Source organism: Pseudoalteromonas sp. MMG005 (genome assembly GCF_018101015.1).
GTDB lineage: Bacteria > Pseudomonadota > Gammaproteobacteria > Enterobacterales > Alteromonadaceae > Pseudoalteromonas > Pseudoalteromonas aurantia.
Genome location: NZ_JAGJEK010000010.1, coordinates 130,348 through 154,813, shown reverse-complemented (window position 1 = coordinate 154,813; position 24,466 = coordinate 130,348). Strand labels below are relative to the sequence as shown.

Annotated in this window: 19 protein-coding genes; 11 read left to right on the top strand and 8 right to left on the bottom strand. The window is 40.4% G+C overall.

The genetic code is table 11. The features are described 5' to 3' along the window. Window positions 1-227: 227 nt before the first annotated feature. The gene (locus tag J8M01_RS09755) at window positions 228-1,148 is read right to left on the bottom strand and encodes a glyoxylate/hydroxypyruvate reductase A (RefSeq protein ID WP_211057852.1); all 921 of its coding nucleotides are present in this window, start codon (window positions 1,146-1,148) and stop codon (window positions 228-230) included. 162 nt (window positions 1,149-1,310) lie between these two features. Between J8M01_RS09755 and J8M01_RS09750 the strand changes: the two genes are divergently transcribed. From J8M01_RS09750 to J8M01_RS09725, 6 genes are all read left to right on the top strand, one after another. Beyond that, window positions 1,311-3,020 carry a GNAT family N-acyltransferase gene (locus tag J8M01_RS09750; RefSeq protein WP_192506717.1) on the top strand — a complete coding sequence of 570 codons (1,710 nt, stop codon included), beginning with the start codon at window positions 1,311-1,313 and terminating at the stop codon, window positions 3,018-3,020. Window positions 3,021-3,289: 269 nt separating this feature from the next. Next, window positions 3,290-3,700: a TlpA disulfide reductase family protein gene (locus J8M01_RS09745; protein WP_247671078.1), complete on the top strand. Its 411-nt coding sequence runs from the start codon at window positions 3,290-3,292 to the stop codon at window positions 3,698-3,700. Window positions 3,701-3,818: 118 nt separating this feature from the next. After that, entirely contained in the window at window positions 3,819-5,900 is a 2,082-nt protein-coding gene (locus J8M01_RS09740; RefSeq protein ID WP_211057850.1) for a TonB-dependent receptor, read from the top strand. A 179-nt stretch (window positions 5,901-6,079) separates the two neighbouring features. Next, on the top strand, window positions 6,080-6,343 hold the full coding sequence (locus J8M01_RS09735) for a GrxA family glutaredoxin (RefSeq protein ID WP_192506714.1): 264 nt from the start codon (window positions 6,080-6,082) through the stop codon (window positions 6,341-6,343). Window positions 6,344-6,530: 187 nt separating this feature from the next. Continuing rightward, window positions 6,531-8,369, top strand: a complete 1,839-nt coding sequence (locus J8M01_RS09730) for a DEAD/DEAH box helicase (protein WP_211057849.1) — start codon at window positions 6,531-6,533, stop codon at window positions 8,367-8,369. A gap of 169 nt (window positions 8,370-8,538) precedes the next feature. Further along, a complete protein-coding gene (locus J8M01_RS09725) occupies window positions 8,539-9,741 on the top strand; it encodes an iron-containing alcohol dehydrogenase (RefSeq protein WP_211057848.1) in 1,203 nt (400 codons plus the stop codon). On the opposite strand, the gene J8M01_RS09720 is transcribed toward J8M01_RS09725, so the two are convergent. Further along, window positions 9,725-11,755 (bottom strand): methyl-accepting chemotaxis protein, encoded by a 2,031-nt coding sequence (locus J8M01_RS09720; RefSeq protein ID WP_211057847.1) that lies wholly within the window; start codon window positions 11,753-11,755, stop codon window positions 9,725-9,727. The genes J8M01_RS09725 and J8M01_RS09720 overlap by 17 nt on opposite strands. A 230-nt stretch (window positions 11,756-11,985) precedes the next feature. Between J8M01_RS09720 and J8M01_RS09715 the strand changes: the two genes are divergently transcribed. Further along, complete coding sequence (locus J8M01_RS09715) at window positions 11,986-12,450, top strand: pyridoxamine 5'-phosphate oxidase family protein (protein WP_211057846.1); 465 nt, start codon at window positions 11,986-11,988, stop codon at window positions 12,448-12,450. Between the two features lie 37 nt (window positions 12,451-12,487). After that, window positions 12,488-12,985, top strand: a complete 498-nt coding sequence (locus J8M01_RS09710) for an AAA family ATPase (RefSeq protein ID WP_211057845.1) — start codon at window positions 12,488-12,490, stop codon at window positions 12,983-12,985. Between the two features lie 850 nt (window positions 12,986-13,835). Here the strand turns inward: J8M01_RS09710 and J8M01_RS09705 are convergent. Then, window positions 13,836-14,492, bottom strand: a complete 657-nt coding sequence (locus J8M01_RS09705) for a GNAT family N-acetyltransferase (protein ID WP_211057844.1) — start codon at window positions 14,490-14,492, stop codon at window positions 13,836-13,838. 290 nt (window positions 14,493-14,782) lie between these two features. Between J8M01_RS09705 and J8M01_RS09700 the strand changes: the two genes are divergently transcribed. Further along, window positions 14,783-15,046 (top strand): hypothetical protein, encoded by a 264-nt coding sequence (locus J8M01_RS09700; RefSeq protein ID WP_211057843.1) that lies wholly within the window; start codon window positions 14,783-14,785, stop codon window positions 15,044-15,046. A gap of 2 nt (window positions 15,047-15,048) precedes the next feature. Next, window positions 15,049-15,822 (top strand): Zn-ribbon-containing protein, encoded by a 774-nt coding sequence (locus tag J8M01_RS09695; RefSeq protein WP_211057842.1) that lies wholly within the window; start codon window positions 15,049-15,051, stop codon window positions 15,820-15,822. Between the two features lie 2 nt (window positions 15,823-15,824). Here J8M01_RS09695 and syd read toward each other — a convergent pair whose 3' ends face one another. Beyond that, on the bottom strand, window positions 15,825-16,361 hold the full coding sequence (gene syd / locus J8M01_RS09690) for a SecY-interacting protein (RefSeq protein ID WP_348772737.1): 537 nt from the start codon (window positions 16,359-16,361) through the stop codon (window positions 15,825-15,827). 63 nt (window positions 16,362-16,424) lie between these two features. Between syd and queF the strand changes: the two genes are divergently transcribed. Next, window positions 16,425-17,270, top strand: coding sequence for an NADPH-dependent 7-cyano-7-deazaguanine reductase QueF (gene queF, locus J8M01_RS09685; RefSeq protein WP_192506704.1), 846 nt, complete (start codon window positions 16,425-16,427; stop codon window positions 17,268-17,270). On the opposite strand, the gene J8M01_RS09680 is transcribed toward queF, so the two are convergent. From J8M01_RS09680 to J8M01_RS09665, 4 genes are read right to left on the bottom strand one after another with little or no spacing between them, the layout of a single operon-like run. Then, window positions 17,257-18,144: a peptidylprolyl isomerase gene (locus J8M01_RS09680; RefSeq protein WP_211057840.1), complete on the bottom strand. Its 888-nt coding sequence runs from the start codon at window positions 18,142-18,144 to the stop codon at window positions 17,257-17,259. The genes queF and J8M01_RS09680 overlap by 14 nt on opposite strands. 5 nt (window positions 18,145-18,149) lie before the next feature. Next, on the bottom strand, window positions 18,150-18,977 hold the full coding sequence (locus J8M01_RS09675; protein ID WP_211057839.1) for a transporter substrate-binding domain-containing protein: 828 nt from the start codon (window positions 18,975-18,977) through the stop codon (window positions 18,150-18,152). Further along, on the bottom strand, window positions 18,977-22,672 hold the full coding sequence (locus J8M01_RS09670) for a translocation/assembly module TamB domain-containing protein (RefSeq protein WP_211057838.1): 3,696 nt from the start codon (window positions 22,670-22,672) through the stop codon (window positions 18,977-18,979). Before J8M01_RS09670 ends, J8M01_RS09675 begins: the two co-directional genes overlap by 1 nt. Continuing rightward, on the bottom strand, window positions 22,672-24,405 hold the full coding sequence (locus tag J8M01_RS09665; RefSeq protein WP_211057837.1) for an autotransporter assembly complex family protein: 1,734 nt from the start codon (window positions 24,403-24,405) through the stop codon (window positions 22,672-22,674). Before J8M01_RS09665 ends, J8M01_RS09670 begins: the two co-directional genes overlap by 1 nt. Window positions 24,406-24,466 lie beyond the last annotated feature (61 nt).

Genomic DNA, 24,466 nt, shown 5'->3' with positions numbered 1-24,466 from the left:
ACTTAACGCTCAATGCCTATTTATTCCGTCATGTAGCTTGAGTAAATAAAGCAGAAACACCTAGCAGCACAACCGATAATACAACTAATGATAATTTCACCCCACTATGATTACTCTTCATCATCTACACCTTATTATTATTATATTTGATCACACCACATTACTGAATGTAATCAATTCTCTCAAGCTGTTTTTTTATACAGCAAATTAATTTTATTGTAACGGCATCAATAGCCTAAATGCTTGTCTACCGTATTCATTAATGCATTTTTATTGATACAAGCAGTAATATTGTAAACTATCTGCTCACACACAGAACTCATACTCGTCACTGCAGCGCAATGAGGCGTTAATGTAATTAATGGATGTTGCCAAAAAGCATGTCCACTTTCGAGCGGCTCATGATTAAACACGTCAAGTGTTGCTCCAGCTAGTTTTTGGTTATCTAATGCCCAGAGTAAATCTTCTTCAATAAGATGCTCTCCCCGCGCAACATTTATCAATATGCAATGGTTTGGTAGTTGCTCAAACACTTTTCGATTTAAAATACCCGTCGTTTCACCGGTCAATGGTAATAAGCACACCAAATAATCGAGTTCAAATAAAAATGTCTGGAGTTCATCGATACCTGCAAAACAGTTGATACCACTAATATTTTTTTTCGTTCTAGACCATGCGCTCACTGAGAAATCATTCGCTTTAAGTTTCCTAGCTGCAACTTGCCCCAACTCCCCTAACCCTAAAATGCCAATATGATTATGCTTGAAAGCACGCTTAGGTTTCCAAACCGTTTGATATTGCTTATGTGCATACTCACGTATTCGTAACTTGTGCGCCATTACATGACCCAGAATATACTCAGCCATATCATCAGCCAGATCAGTATCAACAATACGTGTTACCTCTACGTGCTCTGGAATTCGCTGCAATGCGATGCCATCTACGCCTGCACCATAAGACTGCACCACTTGTAAATTTGGCAGTCGATCCCAGATTGATTCTGGGGCTTTCCAAGCTATTACAAACTGTACCTTGTCTAAATTTGAACAATTGGGCCATTCATGTATTTCGACACCTGGTAAAGAAGTTCGTAGATTTTGCATTAATTTCGTATTGTCTCGACCTTCAACACACACAAGTACTGACATGTCACCCTCTCTCTATTAACAAAATTTTATTGTAATCAAACCCCCCTTTTATTCATAGTGTGTCAGATATGACAACTGTCATATAACTGCCAGAACATTGCAACAAGGTTGTAACAAGATGTTTTTACTCTGTGCTTACAGTGTACACAACGAGAGTTCACAATGATCAGTGTCGATAAAGTCATCGAAGCAAATTTACCACAACTTGAAAACTCCCCAAAAGTGAAAGGCTTAGTAAAAAAAGGGTTAGGCTATTTACTCCACGAACAAGAATTCATTGCTTTTGCTGATGCATACCCGCACTTGCAGGGAATTGAGTTTGTAGAACAAGTTCTAGATGAACTCGATTTTGACGCCCGATATAAGCCAAAACAGATAGAACATATTCCAAGTGAAGGTAGCATTGTCATTGTCGCAAACCACCCTATTGGCTCCTTAGATGCATTAGCGCTGATCCGTGTTATAGCCAAAGTGCGACCAGACCTAAAAGTCGTTGCCAATCGAATGCTTATGTCGGTTACACCTATGCATTCGTTACTGCTACCCGTCGATAACTTATCTGGAACCAGCCGTCGTACTGAACTTGCCAATATTCAGCAACACCTAAATCAAGAGGGTGCATTACTGATATTCCCAGCAGGTGAAGTGTCTAGATTAAGTGCCACCGGTATAAAAGATTGCAAATGGAATTCAGGCTTTTTGCGCATAGCTAAAAAAGCGAACTGCCCAATCTTGCCAATTTTTATAAAAGCCAAGAATAGTCCGCTGTTTTACGGCACTTCCCTTATTTACAAGCCTCTAGCAAGTTTGCTTTTAGTTAAAGAAATGTTTAAGCAACGCCAAAAATCATTAGAGTTTGAAATTGGCGCGAGTATCCCGCCTGAATCTTACTTAATTGAGAATTTAAAAGATAAAGAAATTGTCAGTCTCATTCGAAAACAGCTTTATCGACTCAATAGCAAAAAATCAGTACCGCTGAAGACGCAGACCCCGATCGCGGTCCCTGAGTGTAAAAAAGAGTTAAAAAAAGCCATAGAAACCTGTGAGTTGTTGGGTCAAACCCAAGATGGAATGCAAATCTACTTATACAATTACCAAGGAAGCTCCGTTATTTTTAGAGAACTCGGTCGACTTCGGGAGATTGCATTTCGTGCAGTGGGTGAAGGCAGTGGGAAAAGACGCGATATAGACCGATATGATATGCATTATCAGCATTTAGTCCTGTGGGATACCGAGCAACTAGAGTTAGTTGGTGCCTATCGCCTTGCCAGTGCTAAACACATAATCGAAGAGCACGGTCAACAAGGTTTATATACCGACAGCCTGTTTAGTTATACTGAAAAAATGCAACCATACTTTGAACGAGGCTTAGAGTTAGGCCGAAGTTTTGTGCAACCAAAGTATTGGGGTAGGAAAAGCCTTGATTACCTTTGGTATGGCATCGGTGCTTTTGTAAAACGCTACCCAGAGCATCGTTACCTTTTTGGTGCTGTCAGTTTATCAAACTCTTTACCTGATGAAGCAAAAGCTATGTTGGTTTACCATTATCAACATTACTTTTCGCGCCTAGCAAATCATGCCCAGCCGAACAATGAATACACCTTATCAAATGCACAAATGACGCATTATAAAAGTTTATTTCATGGTTCAGACATCAAAGAAGATTTTGCAGAGCTCAAACATATTCTCGCCAATATGGGGGCTCAAGTTCCCACGCTATTCAAGCAATATACTGAAATTTGTGACTATGAAGGTGCTAACTTTTTAAGTTTTAGTATTGACCCAGATTTTAATAACTGTATCGACGGATTAGTCTTAGTCGACTTAGAAAAACTTAAACCCCAAAAAGCAAAACGTTATTTAGGGGAGTAATGACAGTACTATGGGGTGAGCAGAGGTTATATATTTCACTTCTGCTCAATCACATAGTCACTGCGCCCATATTGAGTGTCTGCCCCAACTTCGCAATGTTCTGTTACATTTTTCGGTTTTTTGAATGAATAAATAAGTAGTGTTAAGTGGTCTCTGTATATTAAGCTGCCCCTAACTCAACTACTCACATAACTATGCTCAAATATATAATACAATTAGGTTTATTAGTTTTTACGTTCACCGCAGTATCGACATATCAAGAACTTGGTATGTTAAAAGAAAATGGAAAAACGAGCGCGCCTTTCTTCTCTTTACCCAAGCTCGATGATCCGCAACAACGGATTGACTTAACATCTATTAAAGGAAAACAAACTGTTGTGTATTTTTTCGCACCTTGGTGCAGCATCTGTAAATACAGTATGCCAAACCTAGATAAGCTCTATAAAAATAACGAGCTCAATGCCATTGCAATAGCACTTGATTATCCAGATATACAGAGTGTTCACCAATTCTCTGAAGCGTTAAGTTTATCAATGCCTATCTTATTGGGCGATAGTACTACCGCACAAAACTTCAAAGTAAAGGCTTACCCAACTTATTATGTAATTGATGAAAACCTCAAAGTGGTAGAGCGCTCTGTCGGTTACTCGAGTGAACTCGGTATTAAAATCAGACTGTAAGAAACTGTAGCAACACTCTACAGTTTCTTACCCAAACCTAAAACACTTATACACTCCATTTGGTTACACTGCTGCTGATATTCATTGTTGATTCACTTTTTGCACAGGGACCAAAATAATGTTCAAAGTAACGAATGCTAAGCTCTCACTTGCGCTTTCCCCCATCGTCATATGTATGACACTCCCAAGTTACGCGGCCGAAGCCGACCAAACTTCTATGGAGCATATCGAAGTATTTTATAAACGCAGTAGTGTTACCAGTGAAATAACCGAAAACACTGAAAAACTAGTCACTATGCCTGGTGCAATGGGTGACCCGTTACGTGCCGTATTCTCTTTACCTGGAGTAGTTGCTGCTGGAGGCTCTATGAGTGAACCTGCGGTACGCGGTTCATCCCCAAGTGATAATATATTTGAAGTCGATTTTATGCCTGCCGGATATATTTTTCACGATTTTGGCAGTTCCATTTTCAACCGCCACATAATTCAAGATTTCCAACTCTACTCTGCTGGGTATGGTACAGGTTATAGTAATGCCACCGGTGCCGTGTTCGATGTGACTTTACGTAATCCAAAGTACCAACCCATTACAACAACTCTTGACTTCACCATGTTTAATGCTGGTATTTTTGTCGAAGGCCAAGCAACCGACAATACCGCCTTTTACTTCTCTGCTCGAAAAAGTACATTACCCTTATTTTTTTCCAAGGGCGAGGAGCTTGAAGATGATGATGGAAAACCTTCAGGGGTAACCATTAATGAGGCACCGGATGACCATGACTATCAGGGAAAATGGCTATGGGATATCAATAACAATAATACACTTACTTTCAATTTCACAGGCGCTGAAGATTCTGCCGCGGCAGGCTTTAATGAGCGAGCTCAATTAGCACAAAAGACCCCCGAATTCCAAGGTGATGCCGTATATATCCGAGAGTTCAATAGTCAAAATTTACTCTGGGATCATTACAACAAACGTTTTCATTTAAGAGTTGCGGTTGGCGCCTTAGATCACTCAGGCCGACTGGAGTATGGTAAACGTGCTAGCTTAAGTAACGGTTTTTTTGAGCAAGAGTCTGAAAAACAATTTACTTACAAAGCCCAATTAAACTACCGCATTAACAAACAACATCGGCTAATTACTGATATGGCTTATTTTGATAATGAAACAACATACAGCTATGACTCTTTTCAATACCTCTGCACAGAACTTGACCCTGATTGTGACATAAAAAAAGGTGAACGTATTACTGGTAAGCAGAAGTTTGGGGTCGACTCCGGTTTTATCGGATTGACACACGTCTGGCAAATAGGAGACAAATGGCAAACTGAATTAGGTGGTCAATGGCAACACAATAAGTACACCGATGAAAGTTTTGTATCTCCTCGGCTGGCGATAAATTATTACGTAAGTGATCAAAGCACCATATCTGCCAAATTGGGCCGATATAACCGAATGCAAGATATTGATCATATCGCCCCAGATGTTGGTAATCCTAATCTTAAATCTCAAACCGCTAACCATGCAACTTTAGGATTTAGTCAACAACTAGACAACGAATGGTCATGGTCTTTAGAAGGGTATTATAAAACAATGACCAACTTACCGTTGGCCATTGACGTACACGCGCAAGATGCACACCTTCTTTATAGTAACCAAGTTGAAGGTCAAGCATATGGGTTAGACTTACTAATTAACAAGAACAAAACAGACAATTGGTATGGTTGGATTTCTCTTAGCTATGCAAAAAGCGAGCGGACCGATACACGCCACCATATTACCAAAGACTATTACGCAGATACACCAGTGGTATTTAATGCTGTGTTACAGTATGAAATCAATGAATTATGGCAAGGTGGATTCAACTTTACAGCACGCAGTGGCCAAGCTTATACGCCGATTGTCGGTGTCCGTGAAAACCCTGACTTTGATAACCGCTTTCTACCTGTCTACGGTGATGCATTCTCCGAGCGGCATGACCTATATCATCGCCTAGATATTCGTTTTGAGCGTAAAACAGAAGTATTCGGCCTAGATGGTAAATTAATACTTGAATTGATGAATGCGTATGGGCAAAAAAATGTCAGCAGTATCGACCTAGATTATGACCGAGTTAAGTCGGTAAACGACCTTTATATTGAAGAAGAGGAAGATGACTTTGAAATACGTCCTTCTATTGGCTTTAGCGTCACATTTTAATTTAGGCATCTAGCACGACTATCGTGTCAGGGTTTTAACCTCAAAACCCTGACACATTTACTATTACGGCAAATTCATAAAATCGATTGCGCCTATCGATAAAACTGCCTTTCACATTTATGAAAAAACCTTACACTGTATCCAAGTCAACAAGAATTTACATAAGAGAGTATGAAGCTATGTTTACAGTGATTTTTGGCCGTGATGGCTGCCCATTTTGTGTCCGAGCTAAAGAAGTAGCAGAGCGCTTAAAAAATGAACGTGACGACTTTACCTATCGCTACGTCGATATTATTAAAGAAAACGTCAGCAAAGCGGATTTAGAAAAGTCAGCAGGGAAACCTTGCCCTACCGTACCTCAAATTTTCATTGGTCAAACCCATATTGGTGGGTTTACCGATTTTGAAGCCTATGCTAAAGCAGAATTAGGCCTGTATAATTAAAAATTACGAACTTACCACACTTCAAGCAAAATTAAGGAGTTCGTAAACCTGATGTTAAATACCTCAAACAGGGCTGATTAAAAAACATACAACATCAAGCACATATAAATTAGTTCTAATTTATACAAGCATTTGCTAGTCTTTTCCTATACAATGCGCGCCTCTTTAAAATCGTTGAGGCGCATTAATGTCAGAACCAGTTACGTTTAAATCTTTAGATCTTTCTCCTGCAATTTTAAAAGCAGTCGAAGAGCAAGGATATAAGACACCATCTGAGATCCAAGCTCAATGTATACCGTTATTGCTAGAAAGAAAGGACGTACTGGGACTAGCGCAGACGGGTACAGGTAAAACTGCAGCATTTGCATTACCACTATTAAATAATATTGACCCGGCTACGAAGCAGCCACAAATATTGGTGTTAACACCAACACGCGAACTTGCCATTCAGGTGGCAGAGGCGTTTGAACAATATGCTAAATTTACCAAAGGTGTCGAAGTATTAGCACTTTATGGTGGCCAAAGCTATGGTATTCAACTAAGTGCTCTACGTCGTGGTGCACAGATTATCGTTGCTACGCCAGGTCGATTAATTGACCATATTAACCGTAAAACAATCAATTTATCTGATCTTAAAGCGTTAGTATTAGATGAAGCTGATGAAATGTTACGCATGGGCTTTATCGATGATGTAGAAAACATCATGGAAAAGACACCTGAAAATAAACAAACTTGTTTGTTCTCAGCAACAATGCCTAAGCAAATACAATCTATCTGTTCTAAGTACTTAGATAATGCTGAGCAAGTTCATATCTCAGCTCGCAACTCGACAGTATCATCTGTAGAGCAGGTTTTTTGGCGTGCAAGCGTACACAAAAACAAAGCGATTGTTCGCTTTTTAGAAGCTGAACAGTATGAAGGTGCAATTGTGTTCGTTCGTACTCGTAACGATACAGTTCAACTTGCTGAGCTACTTGAGCAACAAGGTTTTTCTGCTGCACCACTTAATGGTGACATGAACCAACAAGCGCGTGAGCGCACTGTTGAGCGCCTTAAGAGTGGCTTACTAGACATCGTTATCGCAACTGACGTTGCTGCTCGTGGTCTGGATGTAGATCGCTTAAGCTTAGTTATCAACTACGATATTCCACAAGACAGTGAAGCTTATGTTCACCGTATTGGCCGTACTGGTCGTGCTGGTCGTACAGGTAAAGCCATCTTATTTGTGAAACATAATGAGCGTTACTTACTACGTAATATTATGAAACACACCAAATCAGAAATTGCAGAAGTTGAATTGCCAAGTGCACAAGTCGTTGAAGAAAAGCGCATCGCTGCACTTCAAACTAAACTAACGAATGCGCTTGAACATAAAGATATTACCTTCTTCAATGAAGTTGCCGCAGGACTTGCAGAAAAGCTTGAACTTTCTCAAGAAGACCTTGCTGGTGCAATGCTTTGCTTGGCACAACAACAAACACCTCTGAAAGTTGAAGATATTAAAATTCAACAGCGTGAGCGTCGTGATCGTGATGACCGTCGTGACAACCGTCGTGGCGAACGTAATGACCGTCAAGGTCGTGAACGCAATGGTCAAGGCCGTGAACGTAATGGTCAAGGTCGTGAGCGCTCAGAACGTGGTCCTCGTAATAGCAGTCAAGGTCCTATGGATACGTACCGTATCGAAGTAGGTCGTGATCATGGTGTTCAGGTTAAGAACATTGTTGGTGCCATTGCGAACGAAGCAGATATCTCTAGCAAGTTTATTGGTGATATCCGTTTATTTAACGAGCACAGCACCGTGCAGTTACCTCAAAACATGCCAAGTGATGTATTGAACCACTTCAATAACGTTGTTATTTGTAAACGTCCTATGAAGTTGACTAAGAGCACACACAGTGCTGACCAAGGTGGTTCTGAGCGTCGTAATGACCGTGGTGGTGACCGTAAGCGCCCAAGTGCTGATAAACGCGCCCCTCGCCGTGACAGTGAAAATAAAGAACGTCGTTCTGTTAGCTTTAGCTAATAATATTCACTTCGATAAAAAGTCGCTTTCATAGCGGCTTTTTTGTTTCTTCTCCCCATGCCCATGATAACTTTCTAATATATCTCATTACCTTCGAAAATCTTACCTGCCTAGCACTCAGCGTACTTTATGCTACAGTTAGGGCTGTTATTTTTTGGGCTAAAGAATTATGCTTGCGATATACCGAGCTTATCATTTCATTTTAAAGTGTATTGTCATATTTATCGGCATACCTAACCCATTGCTGCATCGTAATAGAGACGGCCTCACTACCGCGATAAGCGCACTCAAACTTAAAAAAAGTAGTAATGTATTACTTGTAACGGATCAAACATTACACCAACTTGACATAACCAAAACGATTATCACAGCCCTCCATAATCAACATCTTAATGTAATTATATATAACCAAGTTTTACCAAACCCAACGATTGATAATGTTGAAACAGGTTTTACGCTATATCGACATAACAGATGCCAAGCAATCATTAGCGTTGGTGGGGGATCCGTGATTGATTGTGCCAAGTTAATAGGTGCTAAAGTGGCAAGGCCAACAACGCATGTTAAAAAATTCAAAGGATTATTTAAAGTATTGAAGCGCCTACCGCCCAATATTGCAATTCCAACAACGGCCGGTACCGGTTCAGAAACAACCGTTGCGGCGGTCGTTAATGACCCACTCACTCGTACCAAGTATGCAGCCACCGATTTTGCACTTGTTCCCCATCATGCGGTTATGCTGCCAGAACTGACGATTAGTTTGCCTCCTCACATAACGGCTACAACAGCTATGGACGCATTAACACACGCAATTGAAGCATTGTTAAGCATAAACTGTATGTCGTTCAGCGAGCAACGTGCATTGGCAGCCTGTGCACTCATATTTGAAAACTTACCAAAAGCATATACCAGCCCTAACAATATTGATGCTCGAGCATCTCTTCTTGAAGCTTCATTTTATGCGGGCCAAGCATTTACTAGAACGTCTGTTGGCTATGTTCATGCTATTTCCCATCAACTGAGCGCATGCTATAACACACCACATGGTTTGGCTAATGCTGTATTACTCGTTCCTGTACTTGAGTGGTATGGCCCTCGCGTACAACGACAATTGGCCCAAATAGCGAGGTACTGTCAACTAACATCAATTGACTACCCGATTGAACGTCAAGCAGAAGACACGTTAACAAAAATAAAACAATTATTGGCGTATTGCCAGATCCAAAGTTGTTTTACCGAAATAAATATACTCGACATTGAAAAACTCACAAGAAGTGCGCTTGCAGAAGCTCACCCTGATTACCCCGTACCATTTTTCATGGAAGCTGATGAATGTGAGGGTATTATAAAGCAAGTCACTGCGACAACTTAAAGCGCTCAATTAACTTAATGATAGAACTAGCAAATTGACTTAATGATTCACTATTTTTAGCCATATGCTGCATCTCATCTGCGTTTTCTTTTGCCGTACCCTGCGCTTCACTCATCACAACTTCTATCTTCTGGCAATCCGTTGCTTGATTTAACGCCGCATCCGTTACGCGAGTGCTCATATCCACGACTTCTATTAATGCTAACTCAATCTCAACGCTTGCAGCCGATAAAGCCTCACTTTGCTCTACACTGACCCCAACTTCTTTGCGCCCTTGTATAATCACTTGCAATGCTGTTTCTGTATCTTGCTGCAAAGTATCAATCATCTGGTTGATCTCTGTCGTTGATGATTGCGTTCGAGATGCTAACGTGCGAACCTCATCTGCAACGACTGCAAACCCACGGCCTTGCTCGCCAGCACGGGCTGCTTCAATTGCCGCATTTAATGCCAATAAATTAGTCTGCTCTGCAATCGATACGATGGTATCTAAAATACTCCCTATATTTTGGCTATGCTCAGATAAGCGTTCCATCACAGTTACAGCATCACGCATTTTTTCACTTAAAGCAGTCATATGCTGCTTGTTATTGTTCGCTATGAGACTTACTCGCGTGCCTTGTTCATTTGCCGTTCGAATACCCGTTAAGCTTGAATTTGATTCATCGCTGACCAATTGCGCACTGTTTGAAATAGAGCTGCTTAACTCAGCAGCATTGTCCATCCGCTGCATTTGTGTCATCGCATTACCGGCAATCAAATTACTCCTAACTTGAGAAGATTCAGACAAAACTTCAAGTTCATGAACTTCTGACTTAATAGCCTCCAGTAAACCTTTTAAGTTATTTTTAACGGTGTTTATATTATCTATTAGTGCTCCAAATTCATCATCTTGCCGTTTTTTAACTTCTCTAGAGAAGTCTCCATCGGCTAAATACCCCAGCATTTTATTCACAGCAGCCAAAGGCCCTAGCATCGCCTTTGTCGTGTATATGGCAATAAACACAGCCAAACTTACAAATACCCCAGCTAACAACAAGGTCACCCTTTGCGCTTGCTCTATCTTTTCCTGCGCTATGTTCTCATAAAAAGTAAACTGGGATTTTGCCGCCATTTGTAATTGCTTTAACGATTGTTGTGCCAACCCCATAGACTTTTCAGCATCAGCGTAAACATTTAACACATTATCTTGCGACGATAACTTTGATTGAAGCGTTTGATAGATACTTTGAGGGCCATCAAGTAACACGGTAAAATGCTGTTGAGCTTGAATAAATTCACTAAACTGTGTTTGCGTATTTAATCCGGTTGCTTGTCGCTGCAAAAATCGAAAATTATCTTCCATATTACCCAATAGAAAACGCATATCATCCTGATGCTGAGCAAGGTTGACAAGTGATAATGCCAAAATACCTTGGGCATTATTGCTCAGTGTAAATAACATATCATCAATCCGAATACCGGTGCCTACAACCTCATCTCGCAACTTAACGTTATCAGTTTCAATCAACTCTAAATCAAGCATAGCGCTACTGGCTTGCTCATAACTTTGTTGCAATTGAGAAAACTGACTATGATACTCGGTGAGTTGTGCTATTACAGTTAACTTTGCCTTAAATAAAGCATTTCCGTGTTGTTCTAGTAATGAAATTTGTTCAATTGCAGCTTGAATAGGTTGACTAAACTCTGTCCGGCCCTGTGTGAGAGTTTGCAATTCATGCTTTTTTGCTTGATATGTATCCATATACGTTACAAATGTTTTCTTAGAACGATTTAACGCCGCTACGTCGTTTTGTGAAAAAGCTTGTGTAATAAGTTTACTGAGCATTACTTGCTGCAACCGCAATTCATCCGCGATATGTAAGATTGGAACCGCCACCAATTTAACTTCGATATTCGCAGCCGATATTTGCCTTAAAGCCACGTATGCAAGCGCACTCGCCACTACCAGTAATAGCCCAAGGCCTGAAAAGCCCGAAATAATCTTCTGTTTTATCGATAACTGTTTAAACATGGTTTAATTGTGCTTTAAGCAACACCCTTTGTAAAAATTTAAGCCCTACTAGGGACTAATATCCCACAAATGATTTAACATTAGAATAATTACTTTATTTATCACGCCACTGTACGTCTCATAAATATCAAAAATAGCTTTCCCGCATACACAAAAAGTGGCACACACTCAGCATTCATACAACTTTTTGTGGTAATTTAACCCTTTATTTTAACTAATTAGGAAACCAGATGCGTGAACAAGTATTAAAGGAAGCAAAATCACTATTACGTGTCAGTACAATGGGTGTGCTTTCAACACATTCTCATACCATGAAGGGCTATCCGTTTGGCTCAACAGTACAATTCATAAACAGCGACGCTAATCAGGCTTATCTGTTTATTAGCGATATTGCCCAACATGCAAAAAACCTTTCGCATAACAGTGCATTGTCGTTAACTGTTTTTGATCAAAAAAGCCAAGATGATCCGGAGAATTCTAGGTTAACCCTCATAGGTGACGCAACCAAATTACCTAGATGTGAAAGCGCAATACTCATACAGCAATTTATCGAAAAATACCCGTCGGCCAGTCAATATATGAACTTAGCTGATTTCCATATCTGGCAAGTTGATGTTATTCGTGTTCGATTTATATCTGGATTTGGTAAAATATTTTGGCTTGAACATAATGAGTGGCAGGCTTACTGCGCATAGCAAAACCAAGGTATGTACAAATATTATAGGAGTCGTTTTGCTTTATATTTTTTCAGGTTTACCAGGTACAGGAAAGTCAACCTTATCACAGTTTTTAGCTCAATATCTTAATGCAACCTACTTTCGAATTGATTCAATCGAGCAAACGATGCGCAACACCAAGATTGAAAACCTCTATGATCATGGCTATCACATTGCTTTTCAATTAGCTAAAGATAATTTAAACATCGGTCAAACCGTGATAGCTGATTCAACTAACCCTATTTACGCTTCCAGAGTCGCCTGGTGGCAAGTAGCTCAAACATGTCATGTTCCTCATCGTGATATTGAAGTAATTTGCTCCGATTTAAAACAGCATCGTCAACGCGTCGAATCTAGACAAAGTGACATCCCTCACCTTAAACTTCCGACTTGGGACACTGTATGTCAACGAGAATATGAAGAATGGCACAGTCAACGCATCATCATTGATACTGCAAATAAGACGCCCGAACAGTCTAAGAAAGATTTATTACTTGCCTTACAACTCACATAGACAATCTGTCTGCAAGACCCCCTTTCTTCACATAGATGAAACTCAGCAACATTTTAATTTAAAAAAATAAATTACTGTGTATTCGTATTATTTTGATAAACAAAAAATCATGTAACAACTAACTCTCAAGCGATTACCAGATTGATTGGTAAAACTCAGTATCAACATGTTTAAAGGAAGGGCTGGTTAGATACTAAAGGTTACAAAAAACTAAGGCGCAACCAGTGTGCGCCCTAATCTGAGCACATCCATGCTAGGTATCCGATACCTTGCGTGAAGCCATCCTATTCATCATCCCCTGAACGGGTATACATCCTGAAAACCCGATCATCATCCTTGTCTTCATCCTAAAACACTTCCTGTGCTCCCTTTGCCATCTTGGCTGTCCTCTTCCCGCTAATCCATCGGGTGTTCCTTGCGCTCCTTGCGCACTCCTACCTATCCTTATTGCGTATATCCCATACGCACCGCCACCTTGGCATCCTCTACACCTAATCCTTCTAGCGCTCCATTAACACATCCTGTGTTAGTCCTTCCTTTTTATAGCTCCGCTATAATCTCACATCCTATGAGTTCCTAAACCTTCAATCCTTGTTCCCTTTGCTCCTTGCAAATCAAAACCAAATATCCTTATTCTTACAATCCTTTAAGTAGCTGCTGCCACTTCGCCTTCCTGACATGACTAAGTTTACGCTTACATCACCAAACGAAAAGGCCAAAAAAGTAATAATTTTGCATACTTTTTTTTGAAATAATCAACAACTCTATTTAAAACAATAATGTAGAATGATAATCATTGTTAATAACCCTGTTACAAAACACTTTTACCTACATCCATGTGAGAAAAGTCCTACAAGCCACCTTCCATTATGTCCGTCGTTTTTGCTTTAAACATAAGCTCACCACTTACCTTGTTAAACTCTAACGTTTTTATTTGCTGATACCCATGACCTAAAAAGAATGCTTTTTGTTCTACATTGGTCACAAAAACTGCCATACCTGAAGATGCTTCATTGCTCAGTACTAAGTCATCTAAGCCTGAGAGCAAATAATGTCCTAACCCTTGACCTTGTATATGCGGGTCAACAGCAATAAATGCTAAAAAGTAATAATGACCATACTCGTCAAGTGAAGCGCGAATAGTATCTTCTTTTTCAATCAGCTGTTGAGTTTGTAAGTACCCTGCACTCATCATTAACTTTAGTCTCCAATGCCAATAACGAGATGCTTGAAGATCACTTTTCGCTTCGAAAATACACGCAACTGCAACCAAGCGGTCAGCCTCAAATAAGCCAATCATTGGTTGACGTCCTTGACCAAAGCTGGCCAACTCTTCTCTGATCAACGCCCTTAATTTAGCTTCATAATCCAGCTCTTTCTTCGACTCTAGCATCGTTCTTAATATAGAGTCATCATGGTAAGCTTGGTACAATAGACTTGCGGCAACGCGCGTATCTTCTGGTGTTAGGTATTTTACCGCTAATTGGTCTTGTTGTAGAACTTGCATATCATACCTTCTTTATTTTTATCTGGTTGAGGTAACTGAAAGGTAACGCTATACCCAATATAGTTTCAGAGTATTTTTTAGGCAAATATTGACGCGATTCATGATACATTGCTAGGGACCACCTCTTAATTTTTTTAGGTTAGCAGACGAAATCAACACAAACGGTCTGCAACCTTAAGTACACCGCCTTAAACAATTAAATGAGTAATAACAGCTGAGTTGACGCTTTGTACAATTGTGCTGAGAATAGATAAATTGTGGTATCATTCCCTTTTATTCGGGAGACAATCATGCATAGTGCTGTACTTCATGCGATTACATCTTTACTCAATGAAGGTAAAACCCCCACAGTAGCGCTAACAAAAGCAAGGTTATCTGAGCCTGTCGCTATGCCACTCATCATTGCTGGAATTGCAGCATATAAAAATAACCCTAAATGCATTAATGAAGTAACTCACACAAAGCAAAATGACACAGTTCAGTCAAATGATAATCAACTTGACCGTATTGAAAAAAAGCTTGATTTACTCCTGTCCCTTTTAGAAAAGAACTAATTATGTTTGTTGCTGATTTAACATTTGATTGTTACCAAGACACCACTTTAGATAATGCAGAACAAGCGATTAACCGCTTAGTAAATGCCTTGCGCTTTAATGGACAAATTATTGGGGACGAATTCCCTACAGTCCTAAAAGATGGTTATTTCATTACGCGTGTTATGTGTCCATTAGAAGATTCACTGCACCCTTTGCACCACAGCCCTTTTGTTAAACATGCCATTGAGCAGTTGCAGCAAGCGGGGTTACTTGCTCCAAAAGTCAAAATTATTGGCCAAGATATTCACGCTAATGGCGCTGATATATGCCAATCTCCTTCTAGTTATATTCTCTATACCACTTATGTTCATACATGTAGCCCATTATACTGTGGTGACGATTTTCTCCCTGTTCCGCTATACAAGATCCCAGCGATTGCCAATGGCGATTATAAAGCACTGATTAAATGGCAAGAAGATTGGCAGGCATGTGATCAAATTCAAATTAATGGCGCGACGCGCTGTGAATTTCCCGCTTTAACTGAAATATCGAGTCCAGACAGTGATTTATTCCGTCGAGGCATGGACTTGTCAAAACGAATTCGTCATTTAACGCAAAAGAACGTCTATTACTATTTATATCGTGTCGGCGGTGAAAGTCTCGAAACGGAACAAAACCGAAAATGCCCCTCTTGCGATAACGAATGGGCACTGCCTGAACCTTGGTTTGGCATCTTTGATTTCAGATGTGAACAGTGCCAACTCGTATCTAATATCTCTTGGGATTTCCAGTAAAATTAATAGGATAAGCCTTGCAGAAGCTCTTCTAGCGAGGCTGCTAGCACATGATGGGGCTCTTTGCCGACATACTCAAGGCATACTTCTCCTGTATTCAATTTTACTGTAATTAGCAAATCATCCTGTTCTGTTAAGCCAATAAATATAGTATCGGTTTGCTTGAGCTTTCGCTTCATCAACATATGACCGGTAATATTTTGTTGCAGCCTTTGAAAGTCCTCATGATTCCACGCCTGCAGCAATTCAATTTGATGACCTTCAAATTGCGCTACCACATTACCCGCATAAAATTGGCTGTAAAATATATTTAATTGCTCTGGGAACTGGCACTCTAATGCTAGCGCTAAGGCATTTAAATTATGTTCCTCTGCCACAGGCTTTGCCTGCCACTGGATTTGCCCATCAGCCATTGGTTCACCCACTTCACACTCACTAGGCCATGTTTTATCATAATACATACAGGGTAACGTCTCATGTTTGCTTTGATATGCCTGCGCGTAATCTTTATGTACTTGCGTTAAAATCTGCTTTATCACCTTACTGCCAACTATTATTCGATAGGTTATAATGAGCCTCATTGTAACCACAAATGGTGAAACATGACAGATTACGCCAATGCCCCAGAACTAAAAGCCTCTGTATTAGGTAAAACAACAAATTATGCACAGCAATATGACCCAAGTTTGCTCCACCCTATTGCACGCAAGTTAAATAGAGATCAAATCTCAGTTGACGAAGCCGCTCTACCATTTTTCGGTGAAGATACTTGGACTGGATATGAACTCTCATGGCTCAATGAAAAAGGGAAGCCACAAGTTGCCGTCGCAACGTTTACATTTCCCTGCCAAAGCAGTCACATTGTTGAATCTAAATCTTTTAAGCTATATTTAAATAGCTTTAATCAATCTAAATTTGTAGATCATAAAACGGTATCTGAAACATTAGAAAAAGACTTATCAATCGTCACAAACTCTGACGTACAGGTTATGCTATATACCGCCGATGAGCACGCTTGCATACCTTTTACACCAATGCCCGGACTGTGTATTGACAGCTTAGACATCGAGGTCACACATTATAGCCCTCTTTCTGGTTTACTTAAACGCGCATCAAATGACATCATTTCAGAAACATTACATAGTCATTTATTAAAATCGAACTGCTTAATTACCTCGCAACCTGACTGGGCCTCCATTATTATTGAATACACGGGCGTAGCTTTATGTCATGAATCATTATTACGCTATCTAATCTCTTTTAGGAGCCACAACGAGTTTCACGAGCAATGTGTAGAGCGCATTTATTGTGAACTCCAGCGTACATTTAACTTTGAAAAGCTTGCTGTTTATGCGCGTTATACTCGTCGCGGTGGGTTAGATATCAACCCTTTCCGCTCCAGTGAACAAAACGAAACGCCGTATAATATTAGAACTAACCGCCAGTAATTTTTTCAATTGGTACACTGATAGAGCACACATCGGCATAATTTGGCCGCTCAATAAACCATGTTTCAGGGCGGCTTTTTCTAGCTTCAATCAATGCGTTAAATTCAATATGCTCAGTATTAAACACTCTGAATTTTGAGGTGTCTTCACTTTGAATATCGCTTAATACTCTCGCTTTAGTAATTAAATTAAATGCCTGCCCCACTGCGGGATTTCGCATTAATCGATAAACATGCTCCATGCCATCAAGCACCCGACCGAATACCGAAATATTACGATCTAAATAACGTGTCGGAGCCAAAGTTATATAAAACTCTGTACCGCCACTATCCACATCATTATCACGAGCCATAGCAAAAACGCCTGTGCAGTGCGTTTGCCAAGTGTGTTTTCCGTCAGCGGACTGAGCTACTGCAAAGCCATTTAAAAAGCCAGTAACTGGTGCATAACCATCTATCATTCTTAGTGAAGTAATGGGTAATCTAGCTTGGCTTGTTAAATAAAACTCCGCAGGCAATGACTTTTCGGCAAACTTCAATCGCTTTGTGCCTTTTTGATCTCCTCCTTGTGCGACAAACCCTTCCACAAAGCGGTAGATGTTCAAGCCGTCATAAAACTGCTCTCGAACCAGTTTTTTCATATTCAGTACATGCACAGGTGCAAGCTGAGTATTGAGTTCAATATACACAGCACCTGTTGCCAGTTCAAACTTGATGATATTCTCACTCTCTACAGTACGCCATGCGTCAGAAGGTGCATTCTCGACAATCTCATGAGGCGCACGCTGTACAATAGTCGATGCGTTACTCATAGTCGCAATCATACTCATAGAGAGAGTAATGAACGCAATACAGTCCTTTTTTATAGACAACATATCACTTAACTTCCTTTATTATTTTTATACCAATAGATGGGGTTACTTAAAGGCGCACTTGGTGGGAGCAATGGATTAATAAGATCGATCTGTTTGCGAGAAGAAAAATTAGCATCTTGAAGCTGCTCGGCAAAATAACGATTGAACAAAATATCAAATTGCCCATCAGCTTGTGCTGCTTGCAAACCCATCTTCAGTTTTTGATGCAATTCAGTATCTGTTTTAGCAACAAAAAAGTATACGGCTGATGGATAATAATAAATATGATAGGGGTCAATCTGAATTCCTGATTCTGTGTCTAAATACACACCGTTCAATACATCCATTGGCAAAACATCAAATCGTCCAGAGCGCAGCATTTCATACGCATTTCCCTCTCTTGGATATGAGACTACTTTTAAATTATTTTTCCTAAAAATATCCAAATCTGGCCAATCATCCCGCAACCCAAAATGGAGTCCATAAAAATCGCCAATGGTGTTTAGTTTTTTCATCCGTGCTACATCTGACTTTCGGATCAAGCCTAATCGGTAACCCAACACCCCTTTCACTAAGGGTATTCGAATCGCTCGAGCGAGTTTTTCCCTCTTTGAAGAGGTCACAGACCAAAATACATCAATACCATTGTCTTTACCAAGTAACCTTATTGCCCGTTTTTGGGTGGGAATATCATTCACAAACTCTAATTGCACACCCTCCTCATCATAAGATAAGGCCAGTTTCAATAATGCTTGGATATATGGATCAGCCCCGACTGTAATTCGCACTGTGGTCTTCGCATGCGCAAGGCCAATAGATAAAAATAATGCCATTACTACTAATACAAACCGCATTACTCACCTCTATCAAATTTATACAGCAAGTCTATACTATCGTATAAACCACTCGTTGCCTCAATATACATTTTAGAAAACACACGATAACGCACCGCTATTTCACTTAAAGAGTCAAAAACACCAACGCGATAACTCACTTGCACATTGGGAGCGATATACCCAGAAACTTCAACCTGAGTATCATCCCCACTGCCTTTTGCTGTTAGGCTAACATCTTCAAACCCGAGCTTCTTACCTGTTTTTGCCACAAAACCTTCACTTCGATCTATACTTTTCGACAATAAAAACTGCGTCAACATGGCACTATTACTGCTCTCGCCAGACCCTAACGGCTCTCCATTTAATAAGTACTCTAACGCTTTTGCTTGATCCATCGATGGCTCAGAAAAAATTGTTAATGTGGGGTTGTTAATATTCCCTGTGAGCTCTACACCCGCTTTTACCCTATCTGCCGTCACTTCAGGGTTACGAATAGCGCTAATATTTAAATAAGGTTTATCCAGTGCACCATTAAATCCGATTTGTCCTGTTTCAATGAGTAGGTCCTGTCCAAATGCTCGGTATTTGCCTTCTTGCAATTCCATTTCCCCAGTTGCTAACAAGGGGCTAGCAGGTTCTTTTGTCAGCATAATCTCACCGGAAATATAGCTATCAAGGCCAAGTGCGACAACTCGAAAATCATCAAGTACTTTCACTGTAACATCTAAATCGTAATCGAATGGAACCAAATTTTCTTGTTCACGTTGATCCCCCACAATATATTGGTCTTCGGATGTTTTGATCACGCCTTTTGGTAGTTGTGCAACCTCAACTCGACCATAAGGTAAAACGAGCTCACCTTTCACATGTGCTTTGCGATTCGCAAAATTAACATTCAGCAATGGGGATAAGCTCACCTCAATACCCGGTTGAGGTGAAATTAAAAATTCTTTACCTGTTGCACTAATATCTGCGGCAAATGCTTCGTACCATTCTAGATTTCCTGAAATATCTAAGTGACCACCATGCACTGCATTTAGTTGCCCTGCTAAATTAGCTTGATGCTCTGCTAAAGAAATGACTAAACTAGATTGATGCAATGCGACGGGACTCATTGGACTGGCCATTTCAAATTCCGATAACCGTATTTCTCCTCCCATTTTTGGGTTATCTAAACTACCTAACAACGTGACATTTCCCGTCATAGCCCCTGAGAGTGAAACCGGTTGCATCATTATTTGACTCAGTAATGGCGTGAATGGTGTAAGCTGTAATTCTTTAATTTTTAATTTTGCACGAGTCGAACTTCGGTCCGTCGTCGCCATCGTAATATCGCCAAGTAGTTGGCCAAACAATGAAGAATCAATGTGCCAATCTAGCGCGACCTGGTGCTTGTCACTATGCAAAGATGCATGCAGCAATTCAATAGGAAGCTGAGTATGATACTCTCCGCTAGGTGTTATTAGCTGCATATTTTTAACTGCTAACTTGCCATCTGCTCGGTGTAATTCATCAGCTTGCCAGTTCACCTCAAGCATGCCGTTTGCCTGTCCAGTTAAAGCCCATTCACCGACCAGTGAATTAAGATCTGCTAATTGAAATTGCGAAAATGACAAAGCTGCTCGCCCACTTCTATTACCATGACCTTCTTGTTTAGCCTGCATGCATACTTTGCTTTGCTTAATAACCCAACAGTGTGGCATGACGAAGCTCGCTTCTGTCGATAAAACAATACCCGTCGGCTCCGCCAACATAATAGGGAGCCCTTGATAGTTTAACTCGGCGGTAGCAAGTTCAGCTTCCCAACGCGCATTTTTCAATGAGCCATTGAGCTCGATATCGGTCTGAATAGACCCTTGAGAGTGCACTGTTAGCGTATGCTTTTGCCTATTTCCATCAACAGTTAGCGCAATATTATCAAATTTTTCTTGCTCGGTAACAAGCTCTGCCACACTCACCTTTATCGCACCTTGCCATTGTTGAGCCAAGTTGATTTCACCGAATATATTGGCATTATTCAATTCAAATTGCTGATGACTTATCCGCGTAGCATCACTGTTCAAAAAAATATGTGGGCTTTTATGTGTACCTAGCACTCGTAATGTGCCGTGCATTACAGCGTCTACTGGCAAGAGCTTATCGCGTGTATGGTCAAGATTAAACAGCCCATCTAATTCAACCTGTTCTGCCAATGTCCCTTGTAAATTGAATACACTTTTTCCATAACGTAAAGAAAGTTCATCAATAGAACCATAACCATGCTCATTAATTTTTAACTTAATATCCGCTTTAAGCGCTTTTTCCTGAACGATACCTGTGAGAGATAGCTGCTGTACAAACAGCTCCCAAGCGTTATTTTTTTGCATAATTTGGGTTTTAAACTCACCGCTCAACTGTGTATTTATATCATCAATAAACACCCCTAACGGCAACGCCTTAAGGCTCCCCCGGATATCAATCATCAGCTCATTGTGCCATTGAACTTTTGCGCTCACATTAGCTTGCGCCTGCTCTATCTGCAATTGAGCTTCTGAGATATCGATATGACCCATAGACCCTGTTAGCTGGACCTTACTTTCAATGCTCCCCAGTAGAGATGCACTGGCTTTACCATTTAAGTCGATAACATATTGCTGTGCATTCCCAGTGCCAGCTAAATAAATACGGCCAGCAGACACATCTCCAACTAATTCTAACGGTGTTATGAAATCGCTTTGTTGCTCAATCACCCCATTAATTTTAAATGGCCAATTTAATGTCGTCATGTCAACTTGGCTATTTACTTTACTGGCGACTCCTCCTTGAGTTGTCACCCCTATATTCAAGTCGTTCAAACTCCCGTCAGTTTGAAGAGACAACAAACCATGTGGGGATGTTAACGTGGTAAAGCTACTAATGTTCCACTGTTCTTCTGTATCCAAGTTGATATTTGAGCGTAAAACGAACTGCTGATAAGCCAAGGTCATATCACGTAACAGTACTGCTGTGCCGTGCAATTTGGCCGATAACGCAATATCAGAAAGAACATGTTGCTGACTGCTTTTCTCTATCACCACATTATCGATGTTAAGTTGTGTGATCTTAACCGCCATTGGTATAAATAGTTCAAATACTTTAAACACAGGCAAAGCCGTCATTTTCGTCTCATCTCTTGGCGCTGACTGCTCAGGTAATATTGCCGAAACATTATTCAAATGCAAAACATGTACTTTCAGGGTATTATTAATCCAATCCGCGACAAGATGGGTATCTGTTAACAGCACCTTTGCTTCTGGCGTTGTGACTGATAATTTTTTAATTGAAAGCAATTCTAATACGATATCAACAGGTGCCGAAATTTGCTCCCTCGCTTCAACGTTTATGGACTCCCGCGTCGATTTATTTTCAGTGCCACTCAGTTTCTGGTTATGTAACGTCATATCCAGTTGTTGTGCTACAACAGACACACAGACCGTTGCGCAACTAAACCATGACAATTCTATGTTTACATTCTTGCCTTCAAAATCAAACTGCTGTGTTTGATAATCTATATTAATATCACCACCAGAGAATATGCGTCTATTGACAACACTCACTTCAAGCCCCGGCACTAATTTGCTTACACTCGCCAATAACAAGTGGTTACCTGGTACAGTAAAGAAAATACTGACGACAATTACGATGAGTACTGCGCACGTATACGAAAAACGGTATTTTTTAAATTTATTCAACATTAAATTTCTGGGCCTATTACTATACTCAAGCGGGTGCTTTTACTATCTTTACTCAATCCCCAAGCATGGTCTAATCTGATCGGCCCTACGGGTGTTAGATACCGCAGACCAAAACCGGCACCAACAGACCATTTTTTTAAAGGGCCATTTGCGACAGCACCAGCATCTACAAATATTGCGGTGCGCCAATTAGGCAAAAACTGATAATTGTATTCTGCTGTCGTGGTTACCCTATACTTGCCACCAATCAGGGTACCGTCATCTTCTCTTGGGCCGATACTTTGATATGCAAAGCCACGTACACTCTGGTCTCCACCTGCAAAATATCGCATATTAAACGGAACTGCTTTGATGTCATCAACCAAAATTCCACCCACATCAATGCGACCATAAAATAGATGCTTTGTATCATAATTTCGTAGCCACGCATTGTTCCAATTTAACTTAAGTAATGAAGTAGATGAAATGACTGAATCGCTGGCAACCTCAATAGAAAATAATTGCTCATTACCCCAGTATGGTAACGCTCCACCCTGAGATTGTTTCTTAGCATAACTCACCCCTGGAATAAGCATTTCAGTTTCGAGCAGCTCGGTGTTTTGTTGTTTAGTCGTTTCATGCTCTCGCTTGATAAAAGCAGTGCGCACCCACCCATGTTCAGTTAACCATTGACGCTGAAGCTGAATATTCCAAATAGTCGTTTCTACTTTATCGTTAATTTCATCTTGACGCTGATAACCACCTAAAACCCGCCAAATGTCATCATTTGGGTTGTCCACTGGAATAGTATAACTAGCTGTAATATCTTGTAATTGCTGAGATAATGATAAGTTACTCTCTACGAAATGACCATCTTCACTGATCCAAGGCTTAGACCACTTAAACCTTGCTCTCGCGCCTAAGTCAGTACTATAACCTCCACCTACTTCAAAGCTATTTCCCGGTTTTTCGTGCACATCAATACGTATCGGTACTAATCCGTTGTGACGACTTTTTAATAAAGGATAAACTTTGACCGACGAAAAGTACGGTGTTGCATTCAGTGATAAGTTGAAATCTGACAACAAGTGAGTACGATATTCTGAATTGCGCTTAAAAGGTGATAAATTACGAATATATTGTTCCGCTTTAGGTGCACCGCTCACCTTAATATCACCAAAGCGATATCGAATCCCTGTATTGATATGTAAAATCACGTTCGCTTGTCTACGCGCTTTATCTATTTGCAATCGGCTTTGAGCCCATTTAAAATCAAAATAGCCACGTTGTAACAATGTGCTTTCTAGCTGCGCTTTGGTTTGCTGGTATTCATCGTGCCTTACAGCAGCGCCATTTTTCAAAGGAACCGTTGAGACTAGCTTTTGAATAACAGGGTCTCGCTCAGCATCGTCCCCAATTATGCTTATCTCTATATCATGCCAGTACAACCGTTTTTTAAGGTTTATTGTCACCAACAAGGTTTGCTTTTCATCAATCAATTGCAACTTAATTTCACTAAAGTAGTAACCTAACGCCTGTAACGCTGTTTCAACTTCTTTTCGCGCAAGCGTATAATCTGCAACTCCAAATGGCCGCGCTAGAAAAGGCTGTAAAAAACCCGTAACATTTTCTTCTACAGCTTGGTCAACCCCTTTAATATTCAGAGTCTGCAGTTGTGTGCCACTTTGCGCATTAGTCGCATTCCCCCACAAAGCATTAATCACCAAAAAACAAACAAGTAACTGCTTTAACACTTAATGTAGTTCCATCGTTATGACCAAAAAGTAATACTATCATACGATAGATCAACCCCCT

Excerpts from the sequence above, each read along its gene's own strand:
- J8M01_RS09755 (WP_211057852.1), bottom strand. The coding sequence starts at position 1,148 with ATGTCAGTACTTGTGTGTGTTGAAGGTCGAGACAATACGAAATTAATG.
- J8M01_RS09750 (WP_192506717.1), top strand. The coding sequence starts at position 1,311 with ATGATCAGTGTCGATAAAGTCATCGAAGCAAATTTACCACAACTTGAA.
- J8M01_RS09745 (WP_247671078.1), top strand. The coding sequence starts at position 3,290 with ATGTTAAAAGAAAATGGAAAAACGAGCGCGCCTTTCTTCTCTTTACCC.
- J8M01_RS09740 (WP_211057850.1), top strand. The coding sequence starts at position 3,819 with ATGTTCAAAGTAACGAATGCTAAGCTCTCACTTGCGCTTTCCCCCATC.
- J8M01_RS09735 (WP_192506714.1), top strand. The coding sequence starts at position 6,080 with ATGTTTACAGTGATTTTTGGCCGTGATGGCTGCCCATTTTGTGTCCGA.
- J8M01_RS09730 (WP_211057849.1), top strand. The coding sequence starts at position 6,531 with ATGTCAGAACCAGTTACGTTTAAATCTTTAGATCTTTCTCCTGCAATT.
- J8M01_RS09725 (WP_211057848.1), top strand. The coding sequence starts at position 8,539 with ATGCTTGCGATATACCGAGCTTATCATTTCATTTTAAAGTGTATTGTC.
- J8M01_RS09720 (WP_211057847.1), bottom strand. The coding sequence starts at position 11,755 with ATGTTTAAACAGTTATCGATAAAACAGAAGATTATTTCGGGCTTTTCA.
- J8M01_RS09715 (WP_211057846.1), top strand. The coding sequence starts at position 11,986 with ATGCGTGAACAAGTATTAAAGGAAGCAAAATCACTATTACGTGTCAGT.
- J8M01_RS09705 (WP_211057844.1), bottom strand. The coding sequence starts at position 14,492 with ATGCAAGTTCTACAACAAGACCAATTAGCGGTAAAATACCTAACACCA.
- J8M01_RS09700 (WP_211057843.1), top strand. The coding sequence starts at position 14,783 with ATGCATAGTGCTGTACTTCATGCGATTACATCTTTACTCAATGAAGGT.
- J8M01_RS09695 (WP_211057842.1), top strand. The coding sequence starts at position 15,049 with ATGTTTGTTGCTGATTTAACATTTGATTGTTACCAAGACACCACTTTA.
- queF (WP_192506704.1), top strand. The coding sequence starts at position 16,425 with ATGACAGATTACGCCAATGCCCCAGAACTAAAAGCCTCTGTATTAGGT.
- J8M01_RS09680 (WP_211057840.1), bottom strand. The coding sequence starts at position 18,144 with ATGTTGTCTATAAAAAAGGACTGTATTGCGTTCATTACTCTCTCTATG.
- J8M01_RS09675 (WP_211057839.1), bottom strand. The coding sequence starts at position 18,977 with ATGCGGTTTGTATTAGTAGTAATGGCATTATTTTTATCTATTGGCCTT.
- J8M01_RS09670 (WP_211057838.1), bottom strand. The coding sequence starts at position 22,672 with ATGTTGAATAAATTTAAAAAATACCGTTTTTCGTATACGTGCGCAGTA.